The organism is Variovorax sp. P4_B11 (assembly GCF_056402355.1).
In genome coordinates, this window is the sequence record NZ_JBFUHO010000007.1 from 176,383 (window position 1) to 197,943 (window position 21,561).

The 21,561-nt window shown below is 69.2% G+C and carries 19 protein-coding genes; 1 reads left to right on the plus strand and 18 read right to left on the minus strand.

What is annotated here, in order from left to right; translation table 11 throughout:
• Positions 1–12: 12 nt before the first annotated feature.
• The 14 genes from AC1DYD_RS10080 to AC1DYD_RS10145 all read right to left on the minus strand — a co-directional run bounded on the left by AC1DYD_RS10080 (position 13) and on the right by AC1DYD_RS10145 (position 16,967).
• The gene (locus AC1DYD_RS10080; RefSeq protein ID WP_478172594.1) at positions 13–483 is read right to left on the minus strand and encodes an aromatic-ring-hydroxylating dioxygenase subunit beta; all 471 of its coding nucleotides are present in this window, start codon (positions 481–483) and stop codon (positions 13–15) included.
• Positions 480–1,802: an aromatic ring-hydroxylating dioxygenase subunit alpha gene (locus AC1DYD_RS10085; protein WP_478172595.1), complete on the minus strand. Its 1,323-nt coding sequence runs from the start codon at positions 1,800–1,802 to the stop codon at positions 480–482. Before AC1DYD_RS10085 ends, AC1DYD_RS10080 begins: the two co-directional genes overlap by 4 nt.
• A 199-nt stretch (positions 1,803–2,001) precedes the next feature.
• Entirely contained in the window at positions 2,002–3,144 is a 1,143-nt protein-coding gene (locus AC1DYD_RS10090; protein ID WP_478172596.1) for an ABC transporter substrate-binding protein, read from the minus strand.
• Positions 3,145–3,175: 31 nt separating this feature from the next.
• Complete coding sequence (locus AC1DYD_RS10095) at positions 3,176–4,330, minus strand: ABC transporter substrate-binding protein (protein WP_478172597.1); 1,155 nt, start codon at positions 4,328–4,330, stop codon at positions 3,176–3,178.
• Positions 4,331–4,475: 145 nt separating this feature from the next.
• Positions 4,476–5,201: an SDR family oxidoreductase gene (locus AC1DYD_RS10100; RefSeq protein ID WP_478172598.1), complete on the minus strand. Its 726-nt coding sequence runs from the start codon at positions 5,199–5,201 to the stop codon at positions 4,476–4,478.
• Positions 5,198–6,010 (minus strand): cyclase family protein, encoded by an 813-nt coding sequence (locus AC1DYD_RS10105; RefSeq protein WP_478172599.1) that lies wholly within the window; start codon positions 6,008–6,010, stop codon positions 5,198–5,200. Before AC1DYD_RS10105 ends, AC1DYD_RS10100 begins: the two co-directional genes overlap by 4 nt.
• Before the next feature lie 16 nt (positions 6,011–6,026).
• Positions 6,027–7,277, minus strand: coding sequence for an SDR family NAD(P)-dependent oxidoreductase (locus AC1DYD_RS10110; protein WP_478172600.1), 1,251 nt, complete (start codon positions 7,275–7,277; stop codon positions 6,027–6,029).
• A complete protein-coding gene (locus AC1DYD_RS10115) occupies positions 7,274–8,443 on the minus strand; it encodes a thiolase family protein (protein ID WP_478172601.1) in 1,170 nt (389 codons plus the stop codon). The genes AC1DYD_RS10110 and AC1DYD_RS10115 overlap by 4 nt, the downstream gene beginning before the upstream one ends.
• Positions 8,440–10,071 (minus strand): AMP-binding protein, encoded by a 1,632-nt coding sequence (locus tag AC1DYD_RS10120; RefSeq protein WP_478172602.1) that lies wholly within the window; start codon positions 10,069–10,071, stop codon positions 8,440–8,442. Before AC1DYD_RS10120 ends, AC1DYD_RS10115 begins: the two co-directional genes overlap by 4 nt.
• A gap of 7 nt (positions 10,072–10,078) precedes the next feature.
• Positions 10,079–10,561 carry an aromatic-ring-hydroxylating dioxygenase subunit beta gene (locus AC1DYD_RS10125; RefSeq protein ID WP_478172603.1) on the minus strand — a complete coding sequence of 161 codons (483 nt, stop codon included), beginning with the start codon at positions 10,559–10,561 and terminating at the stop codon, positions 10,079–10,081.
• Positions 10,562–10,712: 151 nt separating this feature from the next.
• Positions 10,713–12,026 carry an aromatic ring-hydroxylating dioxygenase subunit alpha gene (locus AC1DYD_RS10130; protein WP_478172604.1) on the minus strand — a complete coding sequence of 438 codons (1,314 nt, stop codon included), beginning with the start codon at positions 12,024–12,026 and terminating at the stop codon, positions 10,713–10,715.
• Positions 12,027–12,254: 228 nt separating this feature from the next.
• Entirely contained in the window at positions 12,255–13,247 is a 993-nt protein-coding gene (locus tag AC1DYD_RS10135; RefSeq protein WP_478172605.1) for a PDR/VanB family oxidoreductase, read from the minus strand.
• Positions 13,248–13,264: 17 nt separating this feature from the next.
• Entirely contained in the window at positions 13,265–14,773 is a 1,509-nt protein-coding gene (locus tag AC1DYD_RS10140) for an indolepyruvate oxidoreductase subunit beta family protein (protein WP_478172606.1), read from the minus strand.
• 10 nt (positions 14,774–14,783) lie between these two features.
• Complete coding sequence (locus tag AC1DYD_RS10145; RefSeq protein WP_478172607.1) at positions 14,784–16,967, minus strand: thiamine pyrophosphate-dependent enzyme; 2,184 nt, start codon at positions 16,965–16,967, stop codon at positions 14,784–14,786.
• 109 nt (positions 16,968–17,076) lie between these two features.
• On the opposite strand from AC1DYD_RS10145, the gene AC1DYD_RS10150 reads away from it, so the two are divergent.
• A complete protein-coding gene (locus tag AC1DYD_RS10150) occupies positions 17,077–17,583 on the plus strand; it encodes a MarR family winged helix-turn-helix transcriptional regulator (protein ID WP_478172608.1) in 507 nt (168 codons plus the stop codon).
• A 19-nt stretch (positions 17,584–17,602) separates the two neighbouring features.
• Here the strand turns inward: AC1DYD_RS10150 and AC1DYD_RS10155 are convergent, their stop codons facing one another.
• The 4 genes from AC1DYD_RS10155 to AC1DYD_RS10170 all read right to left on the minus strand — a co-directional run bounded on the left by AC1DYD_RS10155 (position 17,603) and on the right by AC1DYD_RS10170 (position 21,486).
• Positions 17,603–18,547, minus strand: a complete 945-nt coding sequence (locus AC1DYD_RS10155; protein WP_478172609.1) for a quinone oxidoreductase family protein — start codon at positions 18,545–18,547, stop codon at positions 17,603–17,605.
• Positions 18,544–19,344 carry an alpha/beta fold hydrolase gene (locus AC1DYD_RS10160; protein ID WP_478172610.1) on the minus strand — a complete coding sequence of 267 codons (801 nt, stop codon included), beginning with the start codon at positions 19,342–19,344 and terminating at the stop codon, positions 18,544–18,546. Before AC1DYD_RS10160 ends, AC1DYD_RS10155 begins: the two co-directional genes overlap by 4 nt.
• Entirely contained in the window at positions 19,341–20,327 is a 987-nt protein-coding gene (locus AC1DYD_RS10165; protein WP_478172621.1) for a 3-hydroxybutyryl-CoA dehydrogenase, read from the minus strand. The genes AC1DYD_RS10160 and AC1DYD_RS10165 overlap by 4 nt, the downstream gene beginning before the upstream one ends.
• Positions 20,328–20,412: 85 nt before the next feature.
• On the minus strand, positions 20,413–21,486 hold the full coding sequence (locus AC1DYD_RS10170) for an NAD/NADP octopine/nopaline dehydrogenase family protein (protein WP_478172611.1): 1,074 nt from the start codon (positions 21,484–21,486) through the stop codon (positions 20,413–20,415).
• Between the last annotated feature and the right edge of the window lie 75 nt (positions 21,487–21,561).

A 21,561-nucleotide genomic window follows, 5' to 3' on the forward strand; every position in this document is an offset into this window, starting at 1 on the left:
TGAGCGGATCGCTCAGATGAACAACTGGATCGCCGGCAGCGCACGCCCGGCATGGAGAAGGTCGACGCGCTTCTGCCGGATCGCCCAGCCGGAAGCCGCGCGCACGAGCCGATGGCGGTAGCTGCCGGCCAGCAGCTGCTGCTGCTCGCCGCGGGCTTCGACATAGATGAAGGGGGTGTGCAGCACGATTTCGCCGCTGCCATCGGCCTCGGGCTCGATGCGCGAACGCTGCAGCACGTGCTGGCAGTGGCTGGCCGGATGCTGCGAATGCGCGCGCGGGTTCTTCAGGCGCTCGATGCGCAGCTGCAGCAGCAGCCGGTCCTCGTAGGCGATCGAGTTGTGCGAGAAGGGATCGGTCTGGGCGGCGCCCTGCAGCGGCACCCAGTAGTGGCCGTCCTCGGCGAACAGCGCCAGCCAGTCGTCGAAGCGGCCGGCGTCGAGCAGGGCGGCCTCGGCGGCCACGAAGTCTTCGGGGGTCATCATGCCGGCATGCCCAGGTCGGGCGCCATGAACTTCTTCCAGGCGCGGAACTGGTTGCGCATCAACAGCTCGTTGGTGCCGTTGGTGGTGATCGTCGACTGCTGCAGCTCCGACGGATCGAAGTTGCGGTGCAGGCTGACCCACTCGTTGCCTTCGGCGCGCAGGCCCTGCTGCATGCTCTCGAACAGATGCACGTCGTCATGCGCCACCACCGACATCGGCGAGAAGACCAGCCGGTTGTAGCTCATCGCGCGCTCGAACAACAGGTCGGGCGCGCCGGCGGCGCGGAAGCTCCAGGCCTCGATCAGCGTGCGGTCGGCGGCCAGCGGCCGGATCACGCGGATCGCCTGCGGCGAGCCCTTGACCGACAGGCTCGGGAAGAACACCGAGTTCTGCGGCGAGCGCTGCAGGATCTCGATCGCGCGCTCGGCGCCGTGCGCGCTGCGCATCGCCTCTTCGTAGTCGGGCAGCTGCGCGTAGTTCGAGTGGATGCTGAAGTTGACGCCCAGCACGCTGTGGCCGTTGGCCAGCACGCGGCCGCCCATCTTGTCGAAGAAGTCATAGCCGGAGCCGAAGGGCAGGATCTGTTCCATCGCCATCGGCTTGGGGGCATCGGGTGCGCGGCCCTGCCACAGTGCATCGGCCGCCTGCGTGGCCGACTCGTGGGTCGACATCGGATGCACCGTGTCGTTGATGTTCTCGAGGTACATCTTCCAGTTGCAATGGATGATGTTGCGCAGCACGCCGCCGCCGACCGTGAGCCGGCCCTCGGGCGAGCGGTCGACCATGTTGTCGATCGATTGCAGCACCTCGCCGAAATAGTCCTCGAAGCCCGGGCCCTCGTCGGCCAGCCGGGTGAATACGAAGTCGCGGTACACGACGGTGTGGCGGAGCTCGGTCAGGCCCCGGCCCGATTCGCATTCCTTCAGGCGCGTGCCTTCATAGCCGCTCTTGAGCGGGATCGCGAGCGGCGCGCCGTCGAGCTTGTAGGTCCACGCGTGGTACGGGCAGCGAAAGAACTTGCCCGTGCTGCCGCACTCGTCGGTGACCAGCCGGCTGCCCTTGTGGGCGCAGCGGTTGTAGAGCACGCGCACCGCACCGTCGGGCTGGCGCACCATCATCACCGGCCGTCCGGCCAGTTCCAGCGACCAGAAGTCGCCGGCCTTCGGCACCTGGCTCGCGTGGCCCACGTAGAGCCAGGTGCGGGCGAAGAAGCGCTCCTGTTCGAGCGCGAACAGCTCGTCGCTCAGGTACAGGTCGCGGTGCACGCGATCGTCCTCGACGAGCGCGGCGATCGCTTCGGGCCGTTGGCGGTAGATCATTGCCCACCCCCGTTGCTTGCTCGCTTCGCGTAGCCGCCTCCCCCCTTCGAGGGGGCGGCGCGGCCGCTTCGGGCGGCCGTGCGCGGCGCGCCCCTGGTCGGGAACTCCCGCGGAACCGGCTTTGCCGGGCCGCTGGGAGCGCCCCCTTGAAGGGGGTGGGCGGCCACACGCAGTGGGCCAACCTGGGGGTGGGTCATGGTCATGGCACCAGCTTCCACTGGCCCTTCTCGCTGCGCACGATCACCACCGCGCGCTCGTCGGAGCCGTAACGGTTGTCGGGCTTGAAGTTGTAGATGCCGTGGGTACCGGTCAGCTCCTTGGTGCTGACGATCGCGTCGCGCAGCGCGCTGCGGTACGCCGGCGTGCCGGGCTCGCCCTTGGTGCGCGCCGCCGCATCGGCCAGCAGCAGGTAGGCGTCGTAGGTGTAGGACGAGAAGGCATCGTTCGGCGCCGAACCGTTGGCCTTCTGGTAGGCGCCGCGGAAGGCCAGCGAGACCTTCTTGATCGGATTGCTGTCGGGCAGCTGGTCGGCCACCAGCACCGGGCCGCTGGGCACCTGCAGGCCCTCGATCGAGGCCCCGCCGACGCGCACGAAGTCGGCATTGATCAGCCCGTGCGTGCCGTAGATCTGGCCCTTGTAGCCACGGTCGGCGAGCGCCAGGTAGGGCAGCGCGCCCGGCGTGCCGGAGTTGCCTGCGAACACCGCGTCGGGCTTGGTCGAGAGGATCTTGAGCACCTGGCCTGCCACCGACGAGTCGCTGCGGGCGTAGCGCTCGTTGGCGACCACCTGGATGCCGGCGGCCTCTGCGCTCTTCACGAGCGAGTCGTAGGCCAGGTCACCGAGCGCGTCCGAGAAGCCGATGAAGGCCACGGTCTTGACGCCCGATTTCTTCATGCGCTCGACCACCGCAGCGACCATCAGCGGAAAGGGCTGCGAGACGGTCACGGTCCAGGCGCCTTCGGGGCCGGGGATGGTGACCGGCGTCGGCGAGATCAGCGGTGTGTTGAGCTCGCGCGCCACGGCCGCGATCGCCATCGCGCCGGGCACGCCCGAGGTGCCGATCAGCACGTCGACCTTGTCCTCGACAACGAGCTTGCGCGCATTGCGCCCCGCGGTGGTCGGGTCGGAGGCATCGTCGAGCACGATCAGCTCGACCTTGTGGCCGGCCAGCACCGGATGCTCGGCGATGGCGGCGCGGATGCCCTTCTCGTAGGGAATGCCGAGTGCGGACACCGGGCCCGAGAGCGAGCTGATGAAGCCGACCTTGAGGTCGGCGGCCATGGCCTGCGCAGCGGCAAGGGCCACGGCGCCGACGGCGAAGCTTCGAATGAGAGTGCGCATGATCAATGTGTTCGTTTGGAGAAGTGGCGAGTCAAGGAACGAGTTTCCACTGGCCTTTCTCGAGCTTGACGATCACGCGCGAGCGCTCGTCCGAGCCATAGCGGTCGTCGGGCTTGAAGTTGTAGACGCTGTGCGTGCCGACCAGCTCCTTGGTGCTGACGATCGCGTCGCGCAGCGCCACGCGGTAGGCCGGCGTGCCGGGCTCGCCCTTGGTGCGCGCGGCGGCGTCGAGGAACAGCAGCCAGGCGTCGAAGGAGTAGGCCGAGAAGGCATCGGTCGGCGCCGCGCCGTTGGCCTTCTGGTAGGCCGCGCGGAAGTCCATCGAGGTTTTGCGGATCGGGTTCGAGTCGGGCAGTTGCTCGGCCACGATCACCGGGCCGGTCGGGGCCAGCAGGCCTTCGACCGACGCGCCACCGACGCGCACGAAGTCGGGATTGATCAAGGCATGCATGCCGTAGATCTGGCCCTTGTAGCCGCGCTCGGCGAGCGCCAGGTAGGGCAAGGCACCGGGCGTGCCCGAGGTGCCGGTGATCACGGCGTCGGGCTTCAGCGCCACGATCTTCAGCACCTGGCCGGTGACCGAGGAATCGGCGCGCGCGTAGCGCTCGTTCGACACCACCTGGATGCCGGCCGGCTCGGCGCTCTTCTTGAGCGCGTCGTAGACCAGGTCGCCCCAGGCATCCGAGAAGCCGATGTAGCCGACCGTCTTGACGCCCGACTTCTTCATGCGCTCGACCACCGCGCTGACCATCAGCGGCGCCGGCTGCGGCAGCGTGACCATCCAGGCGCCCTCTTCGCCCGGCAGGTTGGCGTTGGCGATCGAGATCAGCGGCGTCTTGGTCTCGCGTGCCACGGCGGCGATCGCCAGGGCGCCGGGCGAGCCGGCAGTACCGATGATCACGTCGACCTTGTCCTCGTCGATCATCTTGCGCGCGTTGCGTGCGGCGGTCGACGGGTCGGAGGCATCGTCGAGCTGGACCAGCTGGATCTTGCGGCCGTTGAGTTCGGACTTGTAGGCCACCGCGGCCTTCATGCCCTTCTCGTAGGGGATGCCCAGCGAGGACACGGGCCCCGACAGCGAGGTGATGAAGCCGACCTTCAGGTCGGCGGCCAGCGCCGTGGCGTGGAAGGCGCCGAAGCCGGCCGCTAGGCCCGCCAGTGCGCAGAGTCGGGTCAAGACTTTCATGCAAACCTCCTCAGGTTGGAGACGAACGACGAAGCGGGGACTTCAAACAAGAACATGATTTGTGAAATATTGAAGTGTCAAGAATGCTAATGAAGCGAGGGTGCGATGGCAAGCGAAAGAACCATGAGTTCGCGAAGTTCGTGTCTCAGAGCGCGAGGCTGCCGACGCTGGTGCCGCCGCACACGTACAGCACCTGCCCGGTGACGAAGCTGTTGGCGGGGTCGGCGAAGAAGCGCACGGCGCGTGCCACGTCGGCCGATTCGCCGAGTCGCCTGACCGGCACCGATGCCGCGAGTGCCCGTTCCTTTTCGCTGCCTGCCTCGACCACGTCGTAGAACATGTCGGTGCGGATCGGGCCCGGCGCGACCACGTTCACCGTGATGCCCTCGGGCGCGAGCTCGAGCGCCCAGGTGCGCGCCATGCCGAGCATGCCGGCCTTGGTCGCCGAGTAGCTGGTGCGCGTTTGCAGGCCCAGCGCCGCGCGCGACGACAGCAGCACCACGCGGCCGAAGCGCTGCGCGCGCATCGCCGGCAGCGCCGCCTGCACCAGCTGGATGGCGCAGCCCAGGTGCAGGTCGACCAGCGCATCGAGGTCGTCGAGCTTGACATCGGCGATCAACGCGGGACGGATCACGCCGGCGTTGTGCACGACGGTGGTCACTTCGAAGCGCCGCACCAGCTCGGCCGCGGCCTGCCCGGTGGCGGCGCGGTCGGCGAGGTCGACCTCGATGCTGTGCAGCTTCGGGTGCTCGACGTCGCTGCGACGGCGCGCGAGCGAGACGACTTCGTAGCCTTGCGCGAGCAGGTCTTCACAGATCGCCTTGCCGATGCCGGCACTGCCGCCCGTGACGGCCGCGACCCGGGCCGTCATGCCGAAGCTCCCACCAGTGCCAGCACGCGCAGCGGGCTGCCGCTGCCCTTCTCGATCTTGAGCGGCGGGCAGATCAGCACCGCGCCCGCGGGCGGCAGCAGGTCGAGGTTGCTGAGGCACTGCAGGCCGTAGCGCCCGGCCCCGTGCATGTAGTAGTGGCACGGATACGGGGGCCGCAGGTGGTAGCCCTGCCCGGCATCGGTGCCGATGGCCTCGGAGCCGAAACCGATCACGTCGCGCTCCTCGACCAGGAAACGCACCGCCTCGGTGCTCGGGCCCGGCGTGTGCTGGCCGGTCTCGTCGAAGTTCTGGTACGCCTCGGGGTCCTGCCGCTTCGACCAGTCGGTGCGCATCAATGCCCAAGCGCCCTTCGGAATGCGCCCGTATCGGCTTTCATAGCGCTCGATGTCGGCGATGCTCAGCAGGTAGTCGTCGTCACCCTTCACCTGCTCGGAGCAGTCGATCACGCAGGCCGGCGCCACGAAGTGCTGCACCGGAATCGTGTCGACCGAATTGTTCGGCAGGTCGCGCCCGGAGATCCAGTGGATCGGGGCATCGAAGTGGGTGCCGGTGTGCTCGCCGCAGGAGAAGTTGTTCCAGTACCAGCCCGGCCCGCGCTCGTCGTACTTCGACACCTCCTCGATACGGAAGGGCCAGCACTGGCCCATCTCGGGCGGCAGGGCGATCTGCGGGAACTCGGGCGTCAGCGTCTGCGTGAGGTCGACCACGCGGATGCGGCCGCTCGCCATCGCGCTCACCAGGCCGCCGAGGATCTCGGCGGCGGACATCAGTTCGGTTGTCGTCGTCATCGTGTTGCTCCTGCTTTCAGCTACCTGCTGCGAGTTCGCGTTCCAGGATCTTGGGGTTGTCGCGCCAGCGTTCGAGCCACTCCTGCGCCACATCGCCGGGATAGACGTCCTCGACACCGTCGCGCAGCGCCTTGACGATGGCGTTGGCGAGGGCACTGCCGGCCAGCTTGGGCGGCGGCGTGTGCTGGTTCCATTCGTCGTCGATCGGCCCCGGGAAGACGTTGATCACGCGGATGCCGGCCGGCCGCATCTCGGCACGCAGGCATTGCGCGAGCGAATGGGCCGCGGCCTTCGAGGCGCTGAAGGTGCCGTGCGGCGGAAAGTTGCTGAGCGCGTAGATCGACAGCAGGTTGACCCAGGCGGTGGCGCCGGTCGCGCCGTCGGCCGAGCGGCCCTTGAGCGCCGGGCCGAACTCCTGCGCCAGGCGCAGCAGGCCGAAATAGTTGATGTCCATCTCGGCCTTGGCGACGTCCGTGCCGCGCCGCGCGCCGATGCCGAAGCTGCGGTGCACCTCGGCGTTGTTGATCACGATGTCGACCTTGCCGCCGATCTCGCCGGCCAGCTCGGTCACCGAGCGGCCGTTGGTGAGGTCGAGCGGCACCAGCGTGACCTGCGGCAGCGCCGTGAAATCTTCGAGGCCGCCCATCTTCTTCCAGGGCTCGGCATGGCCGACCCAGACGATGTCGGCGCCGGCCTTGACCAGCGCGCGCACGATCGCCTGGCCGACCTCGGTCTTGCCGTCTGTGACCAGCACCTTGCGGAATTTCGGGTCGCTGGTCATTTCCCTCAGCATCTTGTCGTCGGCCATGTGGGCGCTCCCTTCGTTCGGAAATCCAATCAATACCGCCTGCCCGGCGCGGTCGAGGCGGGCGCCCACGCGCACGCGCGCCGGCGCCTCGCCGACCTCCCCATGCAGGTGGACCATCAACGTCGGCCCGGCATCGAGCTGCACCAGCCCCAGCCGCCAGGGCAGCCGTTCGCGGAAGAACAGGTCGTTGCTGTGATGCAGCGTGGTGCTGCTGAGCAACTGCCCCTCGCCACCCTGCGCGCGCCAGTGCAGGCGCGGCGACAGGCACTTGTGGCAGGCCTCGCGCGGCGGGTACTGCACCGTGCCGCAGTCCTCGCAGGTCTGCAGCTCGAAGCGGCCCTCGGCGGCGGCCGCCGTGATGCCCAGCGCAACGCGGCCGCGGGCCCAGGGCGGCAGGTTCATCTGCCGGGTGCGCAGCACCGGGTTCTTGCGCTTGGGGCGCATCAAGGGCATCGTCATGCCGGTCTCCCCAGAATCACCGCGCCGGTGCACAGGCAGCGGTCGTAAGTCACCATCCCGAAGCCGGCGACCAGGCCGAGCTGCGCGTCGGCCACGCTGCGCGGTCCCGCCGTGTCGGTCAGTTGGCGGATCGATTCGGTCATGCCGAGGAAACCGCCGGCGGCACCGGCCTGCCCGGCCGACAACTGGCCGCCGCTGGTGTTGTTCGGGAAGCTGCCGTCGTGGGTCATCGTGTGCGAGCGCACGAAGGCCGAGCCCTCGCCCTTCTCGCAGAAGCCGAGGTCCTCGAACTGCATCATCACGATCACCGGGTAGTCGTCGTAGGTCTGGACGAAGTCGATGTCGGCGGGCTGCACGCCGGCCTGGGCGTAGAGCTCGTCGCGGTCGCGGCGCCAGCCGCCGCGCACCATCACCGGGTCTTCCGAGTAGGCGTTGTGGCGCTCGATCGCACCGCGGATCACCGCATGCGACAGCCCCAGGTCGCGCGCCTTCTCCTCGCTCATCACGAGGAAGGCCTCGGCACCGGCGCAGGGCATCACGCAGTCGAACAGATGGATCGGATCCGAGATCGGCCGCGCCGCGATGTACTCGTCGAGCGTCAGCGCCTTCTTGAACATCGCGTTCGGGTTCTTCAGCGCATTGCTGCGCTGGTCGACGCAGATTCGGCCGAAGTCCTCGCGCGTGGCGCCGAAGGTACGCATGTAGTGCGACGTGATCATCGCGAAGATCGAGTTCGGCCCGCCCGAGCCGTAGGGATAGGTGGCGTCGCGCGCAAAGTTGCTGAAGCTGCCCAGCGTCTGGCGGAAGGAGTCCACGTGATTCGTGTCGGCCGCCACGCAGGCCACCACATCGGCGTCGCCGGCCTGCACCGCGCGCGCCGCACGCCGCAGGCACATCACGCCCGAGGCGCCGCCGGTGGGCATGTGGTCGAGCCAGCGCGGCGACAGGCCCAGGTGCTGCGTCACGCCGACCGCGGTGTCGGGCGCCAGCGAGAAGCTGCTGACGCAGAGGCCGTCGATCTGCTCTTTCTCGAGGCCGCTGGCCTGCACCAGCGCCTCCATCGCCTGGCCGAGGAACCAGTGGGCGCCCAGCGTCGAATAGCGCTGGTAGGGCACGGTGACCGGTACCGCGACAGCCACGCCTTCGTAGGACATTCGCCTTGTCATGACTGCCTCTTCTTCATCGCGCGGGTGTCGATGCAGTGCGCCTGCCCCGGCAGTGCATGCGCGAGTTCGCGCAGCTGCCCGCGCTGTATCTTTTGCGAGGCCGTGAGCGGCAGCGCGTCGACGAAGGCCACGTAGCCCGGCGCCTTGTAGTAGGCCAGCTGCGCCAGCGCGTGGTCGACGATGCTGGCCGCGAGCTGCTCCGGGGCGGACGCATCGGCGTCCTCGCGCATCACGATGCAGGCCAGCACCTCGTCGCCGCGCACCGCATCGGGCGTGGCGGCCACCGCCGATGCCTTCACGGCCGGATGCTGGTTCAGCACGCTCTCGACCTCGACGGCCGAGATGTTTTCGCCGCTGCGACGGATCACGTTCTTCTTGCGGTCGACGAAGTAGAAATTGCCTTCGGCATCGCGGCGAACCATGTCGCCGGTGTGGAACCAGCCACCGGCCCAGGCCTCGAGCGTGGCGGCCTCGTCCTTCAGGTAGCCCGAGAAGAAGTAGCGCTTCGGATTGGGCCCCGCGGAGCGCACCAGCAGTTCGCCCGGCGAGCCGTCGGCGACGTCGTGGCCCACGTCGTCGACCAGGCGGATCTCGACGAAATCCTCGCGGCGGCCGAAGCAGCTCGTGCCCACATGGCGCGGTTCGTGGTTGGCCATCACGCAGGCGGCGGCACCGGTCTCGGTCATGGCCCAGGCCTCGACCAGCGGGAAGCCGAAGCGGGCCTCGAAGGGCGCGTGGTTCTTGCGGTCGACCCCGGCGCCGAAGCCCCAGCGGATGGCGTGCTCGCGGTCCGACGTCGCAGCGGGCGCGGCCAGCAGCATGGCCGGCATCACGCCGAGGTAGTGTGCGATGGTGGCCCGGCTCTCGCGCGCGCTCTGCAGCCAGCTCTTGGGATGGAAGCGGTCGAGCTGCACCAGGCAGCCGCCCGCGACCAGCACCACCATGGTCGAGAAGGCCATCGCGTTGACGTGGTTGAGCGGCAGCGGCGTGATGATGCGCTCGGCATCGGGCCGCACCTCGCACAGGTCGCCGAGCTCCGCGTACCACTGGCCGGCGCGCAGGAAGTAGGCGTTGCTCAGCATGCAGCCCTTGGGCCGGCCCGTGGTGCCGGAGGTGTAGAGCAGCGCGCATTCGGTCTGGAGGTCGATGGCCTCGGCGGCACGCGGCGCCGGCGCGGCGGCCGGCGGGACCGCATCGAGGTCGTCGGGCCCCATGGTCGCGAAGGCGATGCCGGCTTCCGCCGCCGCGGCCTGCAGGTCGGCCGCGCGGCCGGGAAGAGTGACCGCAAGGCCGATCTGGCTGTGCCCGATCAGGTAGCTCAGTTCGGCCGAGCGCATCTCGGCGTTGATCGGCACCACGCTCGCGCCCAATGCGTTGAGCGCGAACCAGTGGAACAGGAAGGCCGGCCGGTTCTCCAGCAACAGGCCGACGCGGTGGCCATGGCCGTAGCCGGCCTTTGCATAGGCGGCGCGCAGGCGTTCCACTTCGGCCGCTGCCTGGCCCCAGAGGATCGCGCCTGCCGCGATGCCGTAGGCCCGGGCCGTGACCGACTCGGTGAACAGGAACTCGGCCTCGGGCGTGCGCCGGGCGCTGGCTGCGAAGGCATCGTGGACGGTGGCGTGCGGCATGGCGTCCCTAGATGAACAGCTGCACCGCGGGCAGCGCCGCGTCGCAATTGAGCAGGTTGACGCGCTTCTGCGTCATGCGCAGCGCGCCGTCCTGCAGCGTCAGGTGATGGAAGAAGGTGCCGACATAGAACTGGAGCTCATCGCCCCGCGATTCGGTGTAATGGAACTCGCTGCGCAGCACGAAGCGCCCGGCCTCGAGGTCGAATTCCTCGACCGTCGGGGTCTGCAGCAGATGATGGCAACGGCTCGGCGGCTGCTGCGAGAAGGCGCGCGGACTCTTGAGCCGCTCGATCCGCAGCTCGCGCAGCAGCTTGTCCTCGTACATGTGCGAGCTGTGGTTGAGGCCGTCTTCCTGGTCGGGCACCAGCGGCACCCAGTAGAAGGCATCGTCGGTGAAGAGCGCGTTCCACTCTTCGTAGCGTTTGGCATCGAGCAGGCGCACTTCGTTGACCACGAAGTCGATCAGGTCCTGGCGGCTCGGTTCCGTCATTTCTTCATCTCCATCACGCTGCATCCCGAGGCACCCGTGCGCCCTGCCCGTTCGGGAAACACCGCAGATCCGGCTTGGCCGGGCCGCTGGTGTTGCCCCCTCGAAGGGGGTGGGCGAAGCGACACGAAGTGCGCGAAGACTTGGGGGTGGTTCACATTGTTTCCGTCATGTAGCGGGCCCAGCTTCTGTACTGGTTCCGCATCGGCAGCTCGCTGGTGCCGAGGGTGGTGATCTCGCCGCCCGCCGTTTCCGACGGGTCGAAGTTGCGGTGCAGGCTGACCCATTCGTTGCCGCTCGCATGCAGTCCGGCCTGGATGCCGCGGTAGGCTTGCAGGTCGTCGTGGCCGACCACCGAGAAGGGGGAGTTGATCAGCCGGTTGTACATGGTCGTGCGCTGCAGCAGCTCGGGCGGCGCGCCCTTGAGGCGGAAGGTCCAGCTCTCGACCAGCGTCTTGTCGACCGCGATCGGCCGCACCACGCGGATCGCCTGGATCGCGCCCTTGATCGTCAGGTTCGGGTAGTACACCGTGTTGTGCCGCGCCATGCCGAGGATCTGCGCGGTGCGCTCCTCGCCGTAGCGCGCCTTCATCGCATCGTCGTACGCCGGGATCGCCTTGTACTTGCTGTGGATGCTGAAGTTCACGCCCGTGAAGCTGTGGCCGTTGTCGTAGGTGCGAACGCCCATGTCCTCGAAGAACTTGTAGTCCGACATGAAGGGCACGAACTGCTCGATCGCCATCGGCTTGGGCTCGTCCTCGGGCTGGCCGGCCCACATGCTCTTGGCGGTGCCGGCCGACGACTCGTGCGCCACCATCGGGTGCATCGTGTCGTTGAGGTTCTCGACGAACATCTTCCAGTTGCACTGGTGCATGAAGCGCAGGCAGCCGCCGGCGATCTCGAGCTCGCCCTCGGGCGAGCGGTCGGCCATGTTGTCGATCGAGCTCAGCGAGTCGCCGAAGTAGGCCTCGAAGTCGGGGCCGACGTCGTTGATCTTGACGAAGATGAAGCCGCGGTAGCTGCGCACGTTCCTGATCGTGGTCAGTCCCTTGGCCGATTCGCATTCGTGCAGCTGCGTGCCCTCGTAGCCGTTCTTGAGCGGGATCGACAGCAGCGAGCCGTCGGTCTTGAAGGTCCAGGCGTGGTAGGGGCAGCGGAAGAACTTGCCGGTGTTGCCGCAGGGCGCGCTCACCAGCCGCGAGCCCTTGTGCGCGCAGCGGTTCATCATCGCGCGCACCGAGCCGTCGCTGTGGCGCACGATGATCAGCGGCCGGCCGGCGATCTCGGTGTGGAGGTAGTCGCCCGGCTTGGGCAGCTGGCTCTCGTGGCCGACGTAGTTCCAGGTGTTGGCGAAGAAGTGCTCCTGTTCCAGCTCGAACAGCTCGGCGCTGGTGTAGAGGTCGCGGTGCACGCGGTCGGGCTGCACCAGCGCGCGCACCGCTTCGGGGTTGCCTCGGTACTTGCTCATGGTCCTCTCCAGTTCAGTTTTTCAGCACGCTATCGATTTCTCGCGACGCATGAATCCGGCGCCGCAAAAGCCAGGGATACCGCGGAACCGGCTTCGCCGGGCCGCTGGTATCGCCCCCTTGAGGGGCTGAGGTCCGCGGCTCCAAGCCTGCCTGCGCAGGCTTGGACGGACCCGAAGAGCCGCTGCCTCTGGCAGCGACTCGGGGCGCCGCAGGCGCTTCGGGGGTGTTCATATGTCCAGCACCAGGCGCTGCCCCTTGGCGCGCGAGATGCAGATCTGCATGACGTTGCCCTGCGCCTTCTCGCGCGCGGTCAGCACATAGTCGCGGTGGTCGATCTCGCCTTCCATCACGGGCGTGGCGCAGACGCCGCACTCGCCGCGCTTGCAATCGAACATCGGGTCGCAGCCGTGCGCGATCAGGCAGTCGAGGATGCTCTGGTCGGCCGGCACGGTGAAGCGCTGGCCGGACTGCGCGAGCTCGACCTCGAAGGCGTGGTCGCCCTCCTCCACCGCCGGCGTCGTGAAGAGCTCGAAGTGCACGCGGTCGTGGGTCCAGCCGCGGGCCTGGGTTTGCGCCAGCACGGCGTCGAGCATCAGCTTGGGCCCGCACACGTAGAGCCGGTCGCCGGCCGGCATGCCGTCGAGCATGGCGCCGATGTCGAAAGGTCCGCCCTGCTCGGCATCGGCATGCAGGCGCAGGTCGCCGCCGAGCAGCGCCTCGAGTTCCGGCACGAAGGCCATCAGCTCGCGGCTGCGGCCGGCATAGTGCATGCGCACCGGCAGGCCCTCGGCGCGGCGGCGCGTTGCCATGCTGGCGAGCGGCGTCACGCCGATGCCGCCGGCCAGCAGCACGGTGCCGCCCGGTCCGGTGTGCAGCGGGAAGTCGTTCTTGGGCGCCTCGATCGTGAGCGCATCGCCTTCGCGCAGCCGCTCGTGCATGAAGCGCGAGCCGCCGCGGCCCTCGGCCTCCTTGCGCACCGCGATCACATACTCGCTCGGTGCGTCGGTGGCCTTCGCGTCGGCGGAGAAATTGATCAGCGAGTAGTGGCGCCAGTCGTGCGCGCCATCGGGCAGTTCGACGCGCACGCGGATGTGGGCGCCCGCGGCGAAGCCGGGCAGCGCGCCACCATCGTCCGATCGCAACCTGAAGGTCTTGATCAGCGGGTTCAGTTCGCGCGCCTCGGCGACGCGCAGTTGCAGGGTCAGGGGCTGGGCGGACATGGCAGGTCTTCCGTTGTTCAGGCGAGCGCGTGCCGGGCGAGCACGGCTTGCAGCTTGTTGCCGTGCTCGTCGGCCAGCGCGGCATCGCGCAACTCGCGCAGGGTGGCGGGTGCGATCGCGGCGCCGGCGCGCTGCACCGCCGCCATCACGGTGTCGTAGTTGCGCAGGCCGCGCTCGTGGGTGTCGCTGTAGCCCTTGACCAGCCGCTGGCACTGCGCGATCTCGATCGCGAGTTCGGGATGGCGCGGCGCGATCTCGGCGATGCGCGCGAGCCATTCCTCGATGCGCCGGTTCTCCTCGGCGTAGCGCAGGGTCGAGCGGCGCCAGCGCTTGCAGGCCGCCACCGCGCGCAGCATCAGGTAGCCGCGCAGCGAGCTGGTCTGGATCACACGGCCCTTCTGCGTGAAATGCTCGACCACCCGGCGCGGCAGGCGCGAATCCATCAGCCAGCGGCCGATGCCGGCCGGCAGCGTCTCGCAGATTTCCTGCAGCCGCGGGTGCATGTACTCGTTGATCGCCAGCACCTGGCCGTCCTGCACGCGCGCCTCGCCGCGCACGCGGTCGAAGCGGGATGCGCGCGTCTTGAGGGCCGCGACGCGGGCCGTGTCCTCGTAGGACATCCACAGGGCCAGGTGGCGCGCGGTCTCGCGCAGCAGGCGGCCGTCGCCGTCGCCCGTGGGCGTGGCAATGGCCGCGACGGCGGCCACGCGGTCGAGGTACAGGCCGGCATAGTCCAGGTCCTGGTAGTCGATCAGCCGGCGCACGCCTTCGAGCAGGAATAGCTGCGCCGGCGACGGAAAGTCTCGCTGCACGCGCTCGACCAGCGCCCGCACCGCGGGATGGCGCGGCTGCGGCGCCGGCAGGGCGGCTTCGGCCACGGTGGCCTCGGGCTCCGGCTCGCCCTGCGCGCGCAGGTAGGCGCCACCGAAGGCCTTGAGGCTGGGCTTGACGCCCACCCCGCCGCGCTCGATCGTGGCCTCGAACTGGGCCCGGCCGAAAGGCAGAACGCCGGCACCCGCGAGCGCGCCGAACAGCACCGCGCTGATCACGCTGCCCGAGGCCTCGGCGGCCTGCGCCATGTCGAAGCGGATGAAGCGCTTGGCGGCGCGCTCGGCATGCTTGAGCAGTTCGCTGCTGTCGACCCGGCCGTCGCCCAGCGCGCTCTTCTCGGCGATCGAGTAGACGCGGTGCGTCGAGGCGACCAGCGTGGTGCGGTCGCGCGTGACCAGCCCGCGCTGCACCGCGCGGCCGGCTTCCATGAGTTCCGAGGCCAGCACCACGTCGACATCGCCCGGCAGCGGCATCAGCGCCAGCACCGGCCGGCCGCCATCGGCTTCGGCCTGCGCCTCGGGGTAGAGCTCGACGTAGTAGATGGTGGCGCCGGTGCGCTGGGCCACGCCCGGCACCGAGGTGGTCTGCGCCAGGTAGCCGTTGGCCTCGCCCATGTCGACGATCCAGTCGGCCAGCACGCCGCCGCCCTCGCCGCCCATGGCCATGATCGCAATCTTGATAGGTTGTGCGCGCATCGTCGTCCGTTCAGAAGGCATAGGCCGCGCGGCGCTTGGCCTCGCCCTTTTGCAGCCAGCCGATGACCCGTGCGCGAAGGCTTTCGCGCAACAGGTCCCAGCGGCTCGGGTTGCTCACGATCTGCGCCTTGTAGAAGGACGGGCACAGCACCGCTGCATGCGAGACCTCGCCGCAGACGCCGCAGCCGACGCAGCTGTCGAGCACGGTCGCCACCGGGTCGGTGCGCAGCGGGTCGGGGTTCGGCTTGATCGACAGCGACGGGCAGCCCGACAGCCGGATGCAGGAGTGGTCGCCGGTGCAGGTGTCGGAATCGACGCCGAACTTCTCGCGCACCGAGCGCCTGCCCTCGGCGATCGCCTTGCGCACCAGCGGCTTCTCGCGGCGCTGCCGGTTCAGCATGCATTCCGACTGCGCGATCAGCACCTTCGGGCCCTTCTCCTTGGTCGTCAGCGCGTCCTTCAAGGCATCGCGCATGCCGGCGACATCGTAGGTGCGGCGCAGCGTCCGCACCCATTTCACTCCGACGCCGCGCACCGCGCGCTCGATCGCGTGGCCGGTGCTGCGGGTCGCGTTGTTCGCGTTCGACGACAGGATGTCCTGCCCGCCGGTCGCGGAGGTGTAGTTGTTGTCGACCACGATGGTCAGGTTGTCGCTGCGGTTGAAGACCGCGTTGGCGACGCCGCTGGTCAGGCCGTTGTGCCAGAAGCCGCCGTCGCCCATGACCGAAATCGCCCGCTTGCCCGCCGGCGCATTGAGCGCCGACGCGCCGGCGCCGCCGAGCCCGTAGCCCATCGTCGTGTTGCCGATGTTGAAGGGCGGCAGGATCGAGAACAGGTGGCAGCCGATGTCGGCGCTCACGTGGTGCGCGCCGAGCTCGCGCTCGACCAGCTTCATGGCGCTGAAGATCGGCCGCTCGGGGCAGCCGGTGCAGAAGCCCGGCGGCCGCGCATGCACGCTGTCGCCCAGCGGCAGCGAGGGCTCGGGCGCGGCGTCGACGCCGAGCGCCGCGACTTCGATCAGCGGAATCACCTTGCGCACTGGCGCGGGAACCGGCAGCGGCTGCAGCCGGTCGTAGCGCTCGCAGAACATGCGCGCGCCCTTGAGCAGCTCGGCCGCCGTGTACTCGCCGGCCACCGGCAGCATGTCCTTGCCGTGCAGCGCGGTCGTCGAACCGGCCTGGCGCAGGATGGTCGCCAGGTTCTGCTCGACGAAGTTGGGCTGGCCTTCTTCGACCACCAGCACCGCGCGCTTGCCCTCGCAGAAACGCAGCACCTCGCTCTCGATCACCGGGTAGGCGACGTTCATGACGTAGAGCGGCACCTTGGAGTTGCCATAGACGTCGGCCAGGTCGAGGCGCTCGAGCGCGCGCACCATCGTGTTGTAGCTGCCGCCCTGGACGATGATGCCGATGTCGTCGGCGCCCTCGGAGAAGAACTCGTTGAGCCCACGCTCCTCGATGAACTTGACCGCGGCGGGCCAGCGGTCGCGCACCTTCTCCTGCTCGTGGACGAAGCTGGCCGGCGGCAGCACGATGCGGCCGACGTCGCGCTGCGGATTCTCGAGCGCGTCCTGCAGCGTGAACTTGGCGCGCTTGTTGTCGCCGGCGATGAAGTGGCCGTGCACATGGCAGGCGCGGATGCGCAGCTGCAGCATCACCGGCGTGTGGCTCGCTTCCGACAGCTCGAAGCCCTGCTTCACGGCCTCGACGATCGACGGCAGGTTGGGCCGCGGATCGAGCAGCCAGATCTGCGACTTCATCGCGAAGGCATGGCTGCGCTCCTGCATGATCGAGGAGCCCTCGCCGTAGTCCTCGCCGACGATGATCAGCGCGCCGCCGGTCACACCGCCCGAAGCCAGGTTGGCCAGCGCATCGGAAGCCACGTTGGTGCCGACCGTGGCCTTGAAGGTCACGGCGCCGCGCAGCGGATAGTTGACCGAGGCCGCCAGCGTCGCCGCAGCGGTGGCTTCGCTGGCGCTGTTCTCGAAGCGGATGCCCTGTTCGGCCAGGATGTCCTGGGCATCGGCCAGCACGTCCATCAGATGCGAGATCGGGGCGCCCTGGTAGCCGGCGACGTAGGACACGCCGGATTCCAGCAAGGCCTTGGTGACTGCCAGAATGCCTTCACCCCGGAACACGTCGCCGCCGGAAAGCCGGAGCTTCTTCACCTCTTCGACGAACGATCGCTCTGCCATGGTGTTCCTTCATTCGTGGGACTGCGGGCCACTATCGGCACCGCGGTCTCTATAATATTGACAACTGAATGTATTCACAATCATGAATAACCCTAGACAAGCAAGCAGCGTGCCCGCCACGAGTCTGGGGCCGTTCAGGCAAGAGGCGGCGGCCCCCAGCCACCGCTTCGTCGACGACTACCTGCCCGCACTGCTGGCGCAGGCGAGCCAGCTGATCTCCTCGGAGTTCCATCGGGTGGCACGGCAGCATGGCTTCTCGGTCTCCGAATGGCGCGTGATGGCCTCGCTGGCCGGCGGCCAGGCCATCAGCATCGGCGCGCTGGCGCAGGTCACGGTGACCAAGCAGCCGACCGTGACGCGGCTGCTCGACCGCATGGAAGCCCGCGGCCAGATCGAGCGCCTGCCCCATGACAGTGATCGGCGTGTCACTCTGGTGCGCATCACGCCCCAGGGCACGCAGGCGGTGGAGCATCTGATGGAGCTGGCGCGCGAGCACGAACTGCGGGTGCTCGAGCCCTTCGGCCTGGAGCGCGCCGAGGAACTCAAGCGCACGCTGCGCCACATCATCGCGCTGCATGCGCGTGCGCCGGGCGAGGCAGTCGAAGACGACGAGTGAGCCGCTGTCGCCTCGGCGCTCAGCGACGGGGCACCAGCACGGCGCGGCCGCGATGGCCGCGCTGGGCGATCCAGTCCATGGCCGCCGCGGCCTCTTCCAAGGCGAAGGACTGGGTGTCGAGGCGGAGGCGGCCGTCGGCCAGCCGCTCGAGCAGCTGCGGCGCCGCCGCCCGTCCGGCGGCTTCGCGGCGGAACATGTTGAGCGGCAGCAGCGCGACGTCGCGCTGCAGGAAATGCGCGAGGTCCAGCGCCAGCGCGTTGCCCGCGGTGTAGCCGACCAGCACCGCCCGGCCGCCCGCCTCCACCCGGGGCAGGGCGGCGGCCAATACCGGCCCGCCGACGGTGTCGACCAGCAGGTCCACGGAGACCGGGGCCAGCGCCGCGGCCGGATCGTCACCGAGCACGAGAACCTGCGCCGCGGCCGGCATCGCCTGGGCCTGCGCCGCATCGCTCACCACCGCCGTGACCTCGGCACCGGCATCGAGCGCCAGTTGCACCAGCAGCGAGCCGACCGCACCGGTCGCGCCCGTCACCCCCACGCGCTCGCCGGCGCGCAATTGCGCGACCTCGTGCAGCGCGACCCAGGCCGAAGTGCAGGGCGAGAAGAAGGCCGCGCCGAGGGTCGCGGGCACCGCATCGGGCAGCAGGCCCAGCGCCTCGTCGGGCGCATCGATCAGCTCGCACCAGGTGCCGTCGAACAGCGTGCCCAGGCCGCTGCCGCGCAGCCACACACGCTGTCCCTCGGCGTGGCGGCCGCTCGCGACGACGACGCCCGCGGCCTCGACGCCCGGCGTGTAGGGGAAGGGCGGATGCTTCAGGAAGCTGCCGCGCCAGACGGTGCGGTCGATGTGGCCGACCGTGGCGGCCTCCATGCGCACGATCGTGCGGCCCGGCAGCAAGGGCGGCTCCGCCACCTGCGCCAGCACCGGCGGCGCATTGAAGGCGTGTACGCGCACCGCTTTCATGCGCGCGTCTCCAGGAAAGCGAGCACCGCGGCAGCGAAGGCCTCGGGCATCTGGTCGGGCAGCGGCACCATGCCGCCCGCCATGTCGACGATGCGCGCCTGCGGCAGCTCGCGCTGCAGTTCGGCGGCATGCGGCGAAGCGAAAGGATCGTCGGTCGCGCGCAGGATCAGCACCGGCTGCCGCACGCGTTGGATGCGCGCTTCCATCCGGTAGGCGGCGACCGCGCGATGGCCGTCCTCGGGGCTGCCGCTGGCCGTGAGCGCATCGCGCACGAAGGACTCCAGCAGCTCGGGGCGCCCGGCCGGATAGAAGCCCTGGCGGCGCTGCCACAGCGCGGCGAGGTGGCTGCCGTCGTCGCTGGGCGCGACCTCGTCGATCGGCGGCCGCGTGGCACGCGCGCGCCGGAAGCCCTCGTCGGTGAAGGGCGTGGACGACAGCACCAGGCTGCGCACCCGCTCGGGAAAGGCGGCCGCGATCTCGACCGCGATCACGCCGCCCGTGTGGTGGCCGACGATGTCGACCCGCGCGATGTGGAGCGCGTCCAGCAGTTCGACCGCGACCCGGGCCCAGCCCTCGATGCTCGCCGGCCCGTCGATCGCCGCCGAGTCGCCGAAGCCCGCGGTGTCCATCGCAATGGCACGGCAGCGCGCGCCAAGAAGAGGCAGCACCTCGCGGTACTCGGTCCAGCTGCGCGGCGACTGGTGCAGCAGCAGCACCGGCGGCGCCTGCACGTCACCGCACTCTGCGTAGTGCACCTGGCCCACCGACAGATCGGCGAAGGCGCGCCGGATCTTCATGCCAGCGTCTCGGGGGCAGGCGGCTGCCAGAGCCCGGCATGCTTGAGCATGCCCAGCGTGCGCGACAGCACGTCGCGGCGGTAGGCGACGACATCGCGCCCTTCGTAGTCGTAGAAGCCGCTGCCGCTCTTCAGCCCGAGCCGGCCTTCATCGACCATCCGGTCGACGATCGCCGGCGCCGCGTAGCGCGCCTTGTCGATCGAGGCCGACATCTCGCGGCTCGCGTGATGCAGGATGTCGCAGCCGCCGAAGTCGATGAACTCGACCACGCCGAGCGCCGCGAAGCGCAGGCCGAGGCCGTAGCGCGTGGCCTTGTCGATCTCTTCGGCGGTGGCGGCGCCCTCCTCGATCATGCGGGCCGCCTCGTTCATCACCAGCGCCTGAAGCCGCGGCACGATGTAGCCGGGGGTCGGGCCGCAGACCACCGGCAGCTTGCCGATGGCCTCCATCAGCGACTTGGTGCGTGCCAGCACGGCCGGGTCGGTGCCCGCATGGCAGCTCAGCTCGACCACCGGGATCACGTAGGCCGGGTTGAGCCAGTGCATGTTGAGGAAGCGCTCGGGCCTGTGCACCAGCGCCGCCAGTTGCGTCACGAGGATGCTGCTGGTGGTCGAGGTGATGATCGCGTCGTCGCGGCAATGCCGATTGAGCCACTCGAAGGCCTCGCGCTTGGCTTCGAGAGTCTCGGGCACGCCTTCGAACAGCAGCTCGGCGGCGGCCAGTGCCGCCGGCGCGTCCGCTGCGTTGACGAATTCGACCCGCGCCGCAATCGCCGCGACCTGTTGCGCATCGATCACGCCGAGCTGGGCCAGCCCCGCGAGGCTGGCTTCGATCTCGGCCTGCGCTTCGCCGCGCAGCTTCTGCCAGGCCTCGTCGCTGCGCGGGCGCAGGTCGACCAGCGAAATGCGATGGCCCGCATAGGCGAAGGCGATCGCGATGCCGCGGCCCATGCGGCCCGCGCCGACGGCGGCGAAGCGAGGCAGGTCAGACCGGTGCCGGGCCGCCCCAAGGCGTTCTGCGCCCCCTTGGGGGGCAGCGAGCACACGAAGTGACGAGCGTGGGGGCCTCTCATTCGCCATCGTGCAATCTCTGCTTGAGTTGAGCGGCAGTCAGGCCTGCGAGGCCGAGCGTCTCCAGCGTGCGCGGCCCCTTGCGCAGATCGCGGCCGAGGAAGCCGCCGACGATCGCCAGCAGCCCGTGCGCGATCGGCGCATCGACGCCGACGAAGCGAGCGGTCGAGGCCAGGAAGGCCAGGCCGAGCTCGGTGTCCTCGGTGATGTAGCGGTGCGTGTGAAGGTCGATGTTCTCGCGCCAGTCGCCCGACTTCACCAATTGCTTGTGGGCGTCGCCGTACATCCACCGGTCGTTGTTGTAGTGGTCGGCCAGCGGATAGTGCGGTGCGCCCTGCCCCAGCGCCTCGCGCACCGCGATGCGCTCCTGGTCGAGCTTGTCGGTCACGTCGCGCACCGCGGGCTGCGTGCCTTCGTTGTGGATGTCCCAGCGCTCGAAGTGCTGCAGCGGCGCGGCGTTCATCACCATCAGCGGCGGGTGGATCACCGGGCCGGCGTTCATCAGCGCGCCGGAGAGTGCATTGCCGCAGCCATGCACGCTGGGGTAGGCCCGGCGGATCACCGCGATCGCCTGCTGTTCCTTGCGCGCCGGATAGACGCCGGTGGGCAGGCGGATGGCGCGGATCGTCACGTTGACCTCTCGCTCGCCATGCTTGCGTGCGAGGTAAGGCAGCGTTCCAGTCTCGGCCCAGGCGACATCGGCGCGGCTGCCGGCCTCGGCCACCCGGCGCGCCATCACATAGCTGCCGAAGGTGCCCGGCGGCAGGAACACCACCTGGCCGTCGACCAGGTGCGGCGCCATCGCACGGGCGATGTCTTCCTGGGCGATGGCCGGGGTCGGGATCACGATCAGCTCGGCATCGCGCAAAGCGACACCGATGTCGGCGGTGGCCAGCGCGATCTTCACGTCGCGACTGCCGTCGGCATCCTTCAGCGTGATCGATCCGGCTTGCGCGACGGGTGCCAGCGCGGCGGCATCGCGGCGCCAGAGGCGCACTTCATGGCCGGCTTCGGACAGGTCGGCAGCGGCCGCGTAGGCACCGTGGCCGCCGCCGAGGATTGCGATTTTCATGGGGTTGCAGTCGAGGTTGAAGTGGATGGGGCGTCAATACATTACTTTTCAACTGTTCATGTGTCAACTAAAAAC

Bases quoted from the DNA above. Each gene is read 5' to 3' on its own strand.
- AC1DYD_RS10120 (WP_478172602.1), bottom strand. From the start codon at position 10,071: ATGCCGCACGCCACCGTCCACGATGCCTTCGCAGCCAGCGCCCGGCGC.
- AC1DYD_RS10140 (WP_478172606.1), bottom strand. From the start codon at position 14,773: ATGCGCGCACAACCTATCAAGATTGCGATCATGGCCATGGGCGGCGAG.
- AC1DYD_RS10100 (WP_478172598.1), bottom strand. From the start codon at position 5,201: ATGACGGCCCGGGTCGCGGCCGTCACGGGCGGCAGTGCCGGCATCGGC.
- AC1DYD_RS10115 (WP_478172601.1), bottom strand. From the start codon at position 8,443: ATGACAAGGCGAATGTCCTACGAAGGCGTGGCTGTCGCGGTACCGGTC.
- AC1DYD_RS10155 (WP_478172609.1), bottom strand. From the start codon at position 18,547: ATGAAAGCGGTGCGCGTACACGCCTTCAATGCGCCGCCGGTGCTGGCG.
- AC1DYD_RS10080 (WP_478172594.1), bottom strand. From the start codon at position 483: ATGATGACCCCCGAAGACTTCGTGGCCGCCGAGGCCGCCCTGCTCGAC.
- AC1DYD_RS10130 (WP_478172604.1), bottom strand. From the start codon at position 12,026: ATGAGCAAGTACCGAGGCAACCCCGAAGCGGTGCGCGCGCTGGTGCAG.
- AC1DYD_RS10145 (WP_478172607.1), bottom strand. From the start codon at position 16,967: ATGGCAGAGCGATCGTTCGTCGAAGAGGTGAAGAAGCTCCGGCTTTCC.
- AC1DYD_RS10105 (WP_478172599.1), bottom strand. From the start codon at position 6,010: ATGACGACGACAACCGAACTGATGTCCGCCGCCGAGATCCTCGGCGGC.
- AC1DYD_RS10170 (WP_478172611.1), bottom strand. From the start codon at position 21,486: ATGAAAATCGCAATCCTCGGCGGCGGCCACGGTGCCTACGCGGCCGCT.
- AC1DYD_RS10125 (WP_478172603.1), bottom strand. From the start codon at position 10,561: ATGACGGAACCGAGCCGCCAGGACCTGATCGACTTCGTGGTCAACGAA.
- AC1DYD_RS10085 (WP_478172595.1), bottom strand. From the start codon at position 1,802: ATGATCTACCGCCAACGGCCCGAAGCGATCGCCGCGCTCGTCGAGGAC.
- AC1DYD_RS10095 (WP_478172597.1), bottom strand. From the start codon at position 4,330: ATGAAAGTCTTGACCCGACTCTGCGCACTGGCGGGCCTAGCGGCCGGC.
- AC1DYD_RS10090 (WP_478172596.1), bottom strand. From the start codon at position 3,144: ATGCGCACTCTCATTCGAAGCTTCGCCGTCGGCGCCGTGGCCCTTGCC.
- AC1DYD_RS10110 (WP_478172600.1), bottom strand. From the start codon at position 7,277: ATGACGATGCCCTTGATGCGCCCCAAGCGCAAGAACCCGGTGCTGCGC.
- AC1DYD_RS10160 (WP_478172610.1), bottom strand. From the start codon at position 19,344: ATGAAGATCCGGCGCGCCTTCGCCGATCTGTCGGTGGGCCAGGTGCAC.
- AC1DYD_RS10135 (WP_478172605.1), bottom strand. From the start codon at position 13,247: ATGTCCGCCCAGCCCCTGACCCTGCAACTGCGCGTCGCCGAGGCGCGC.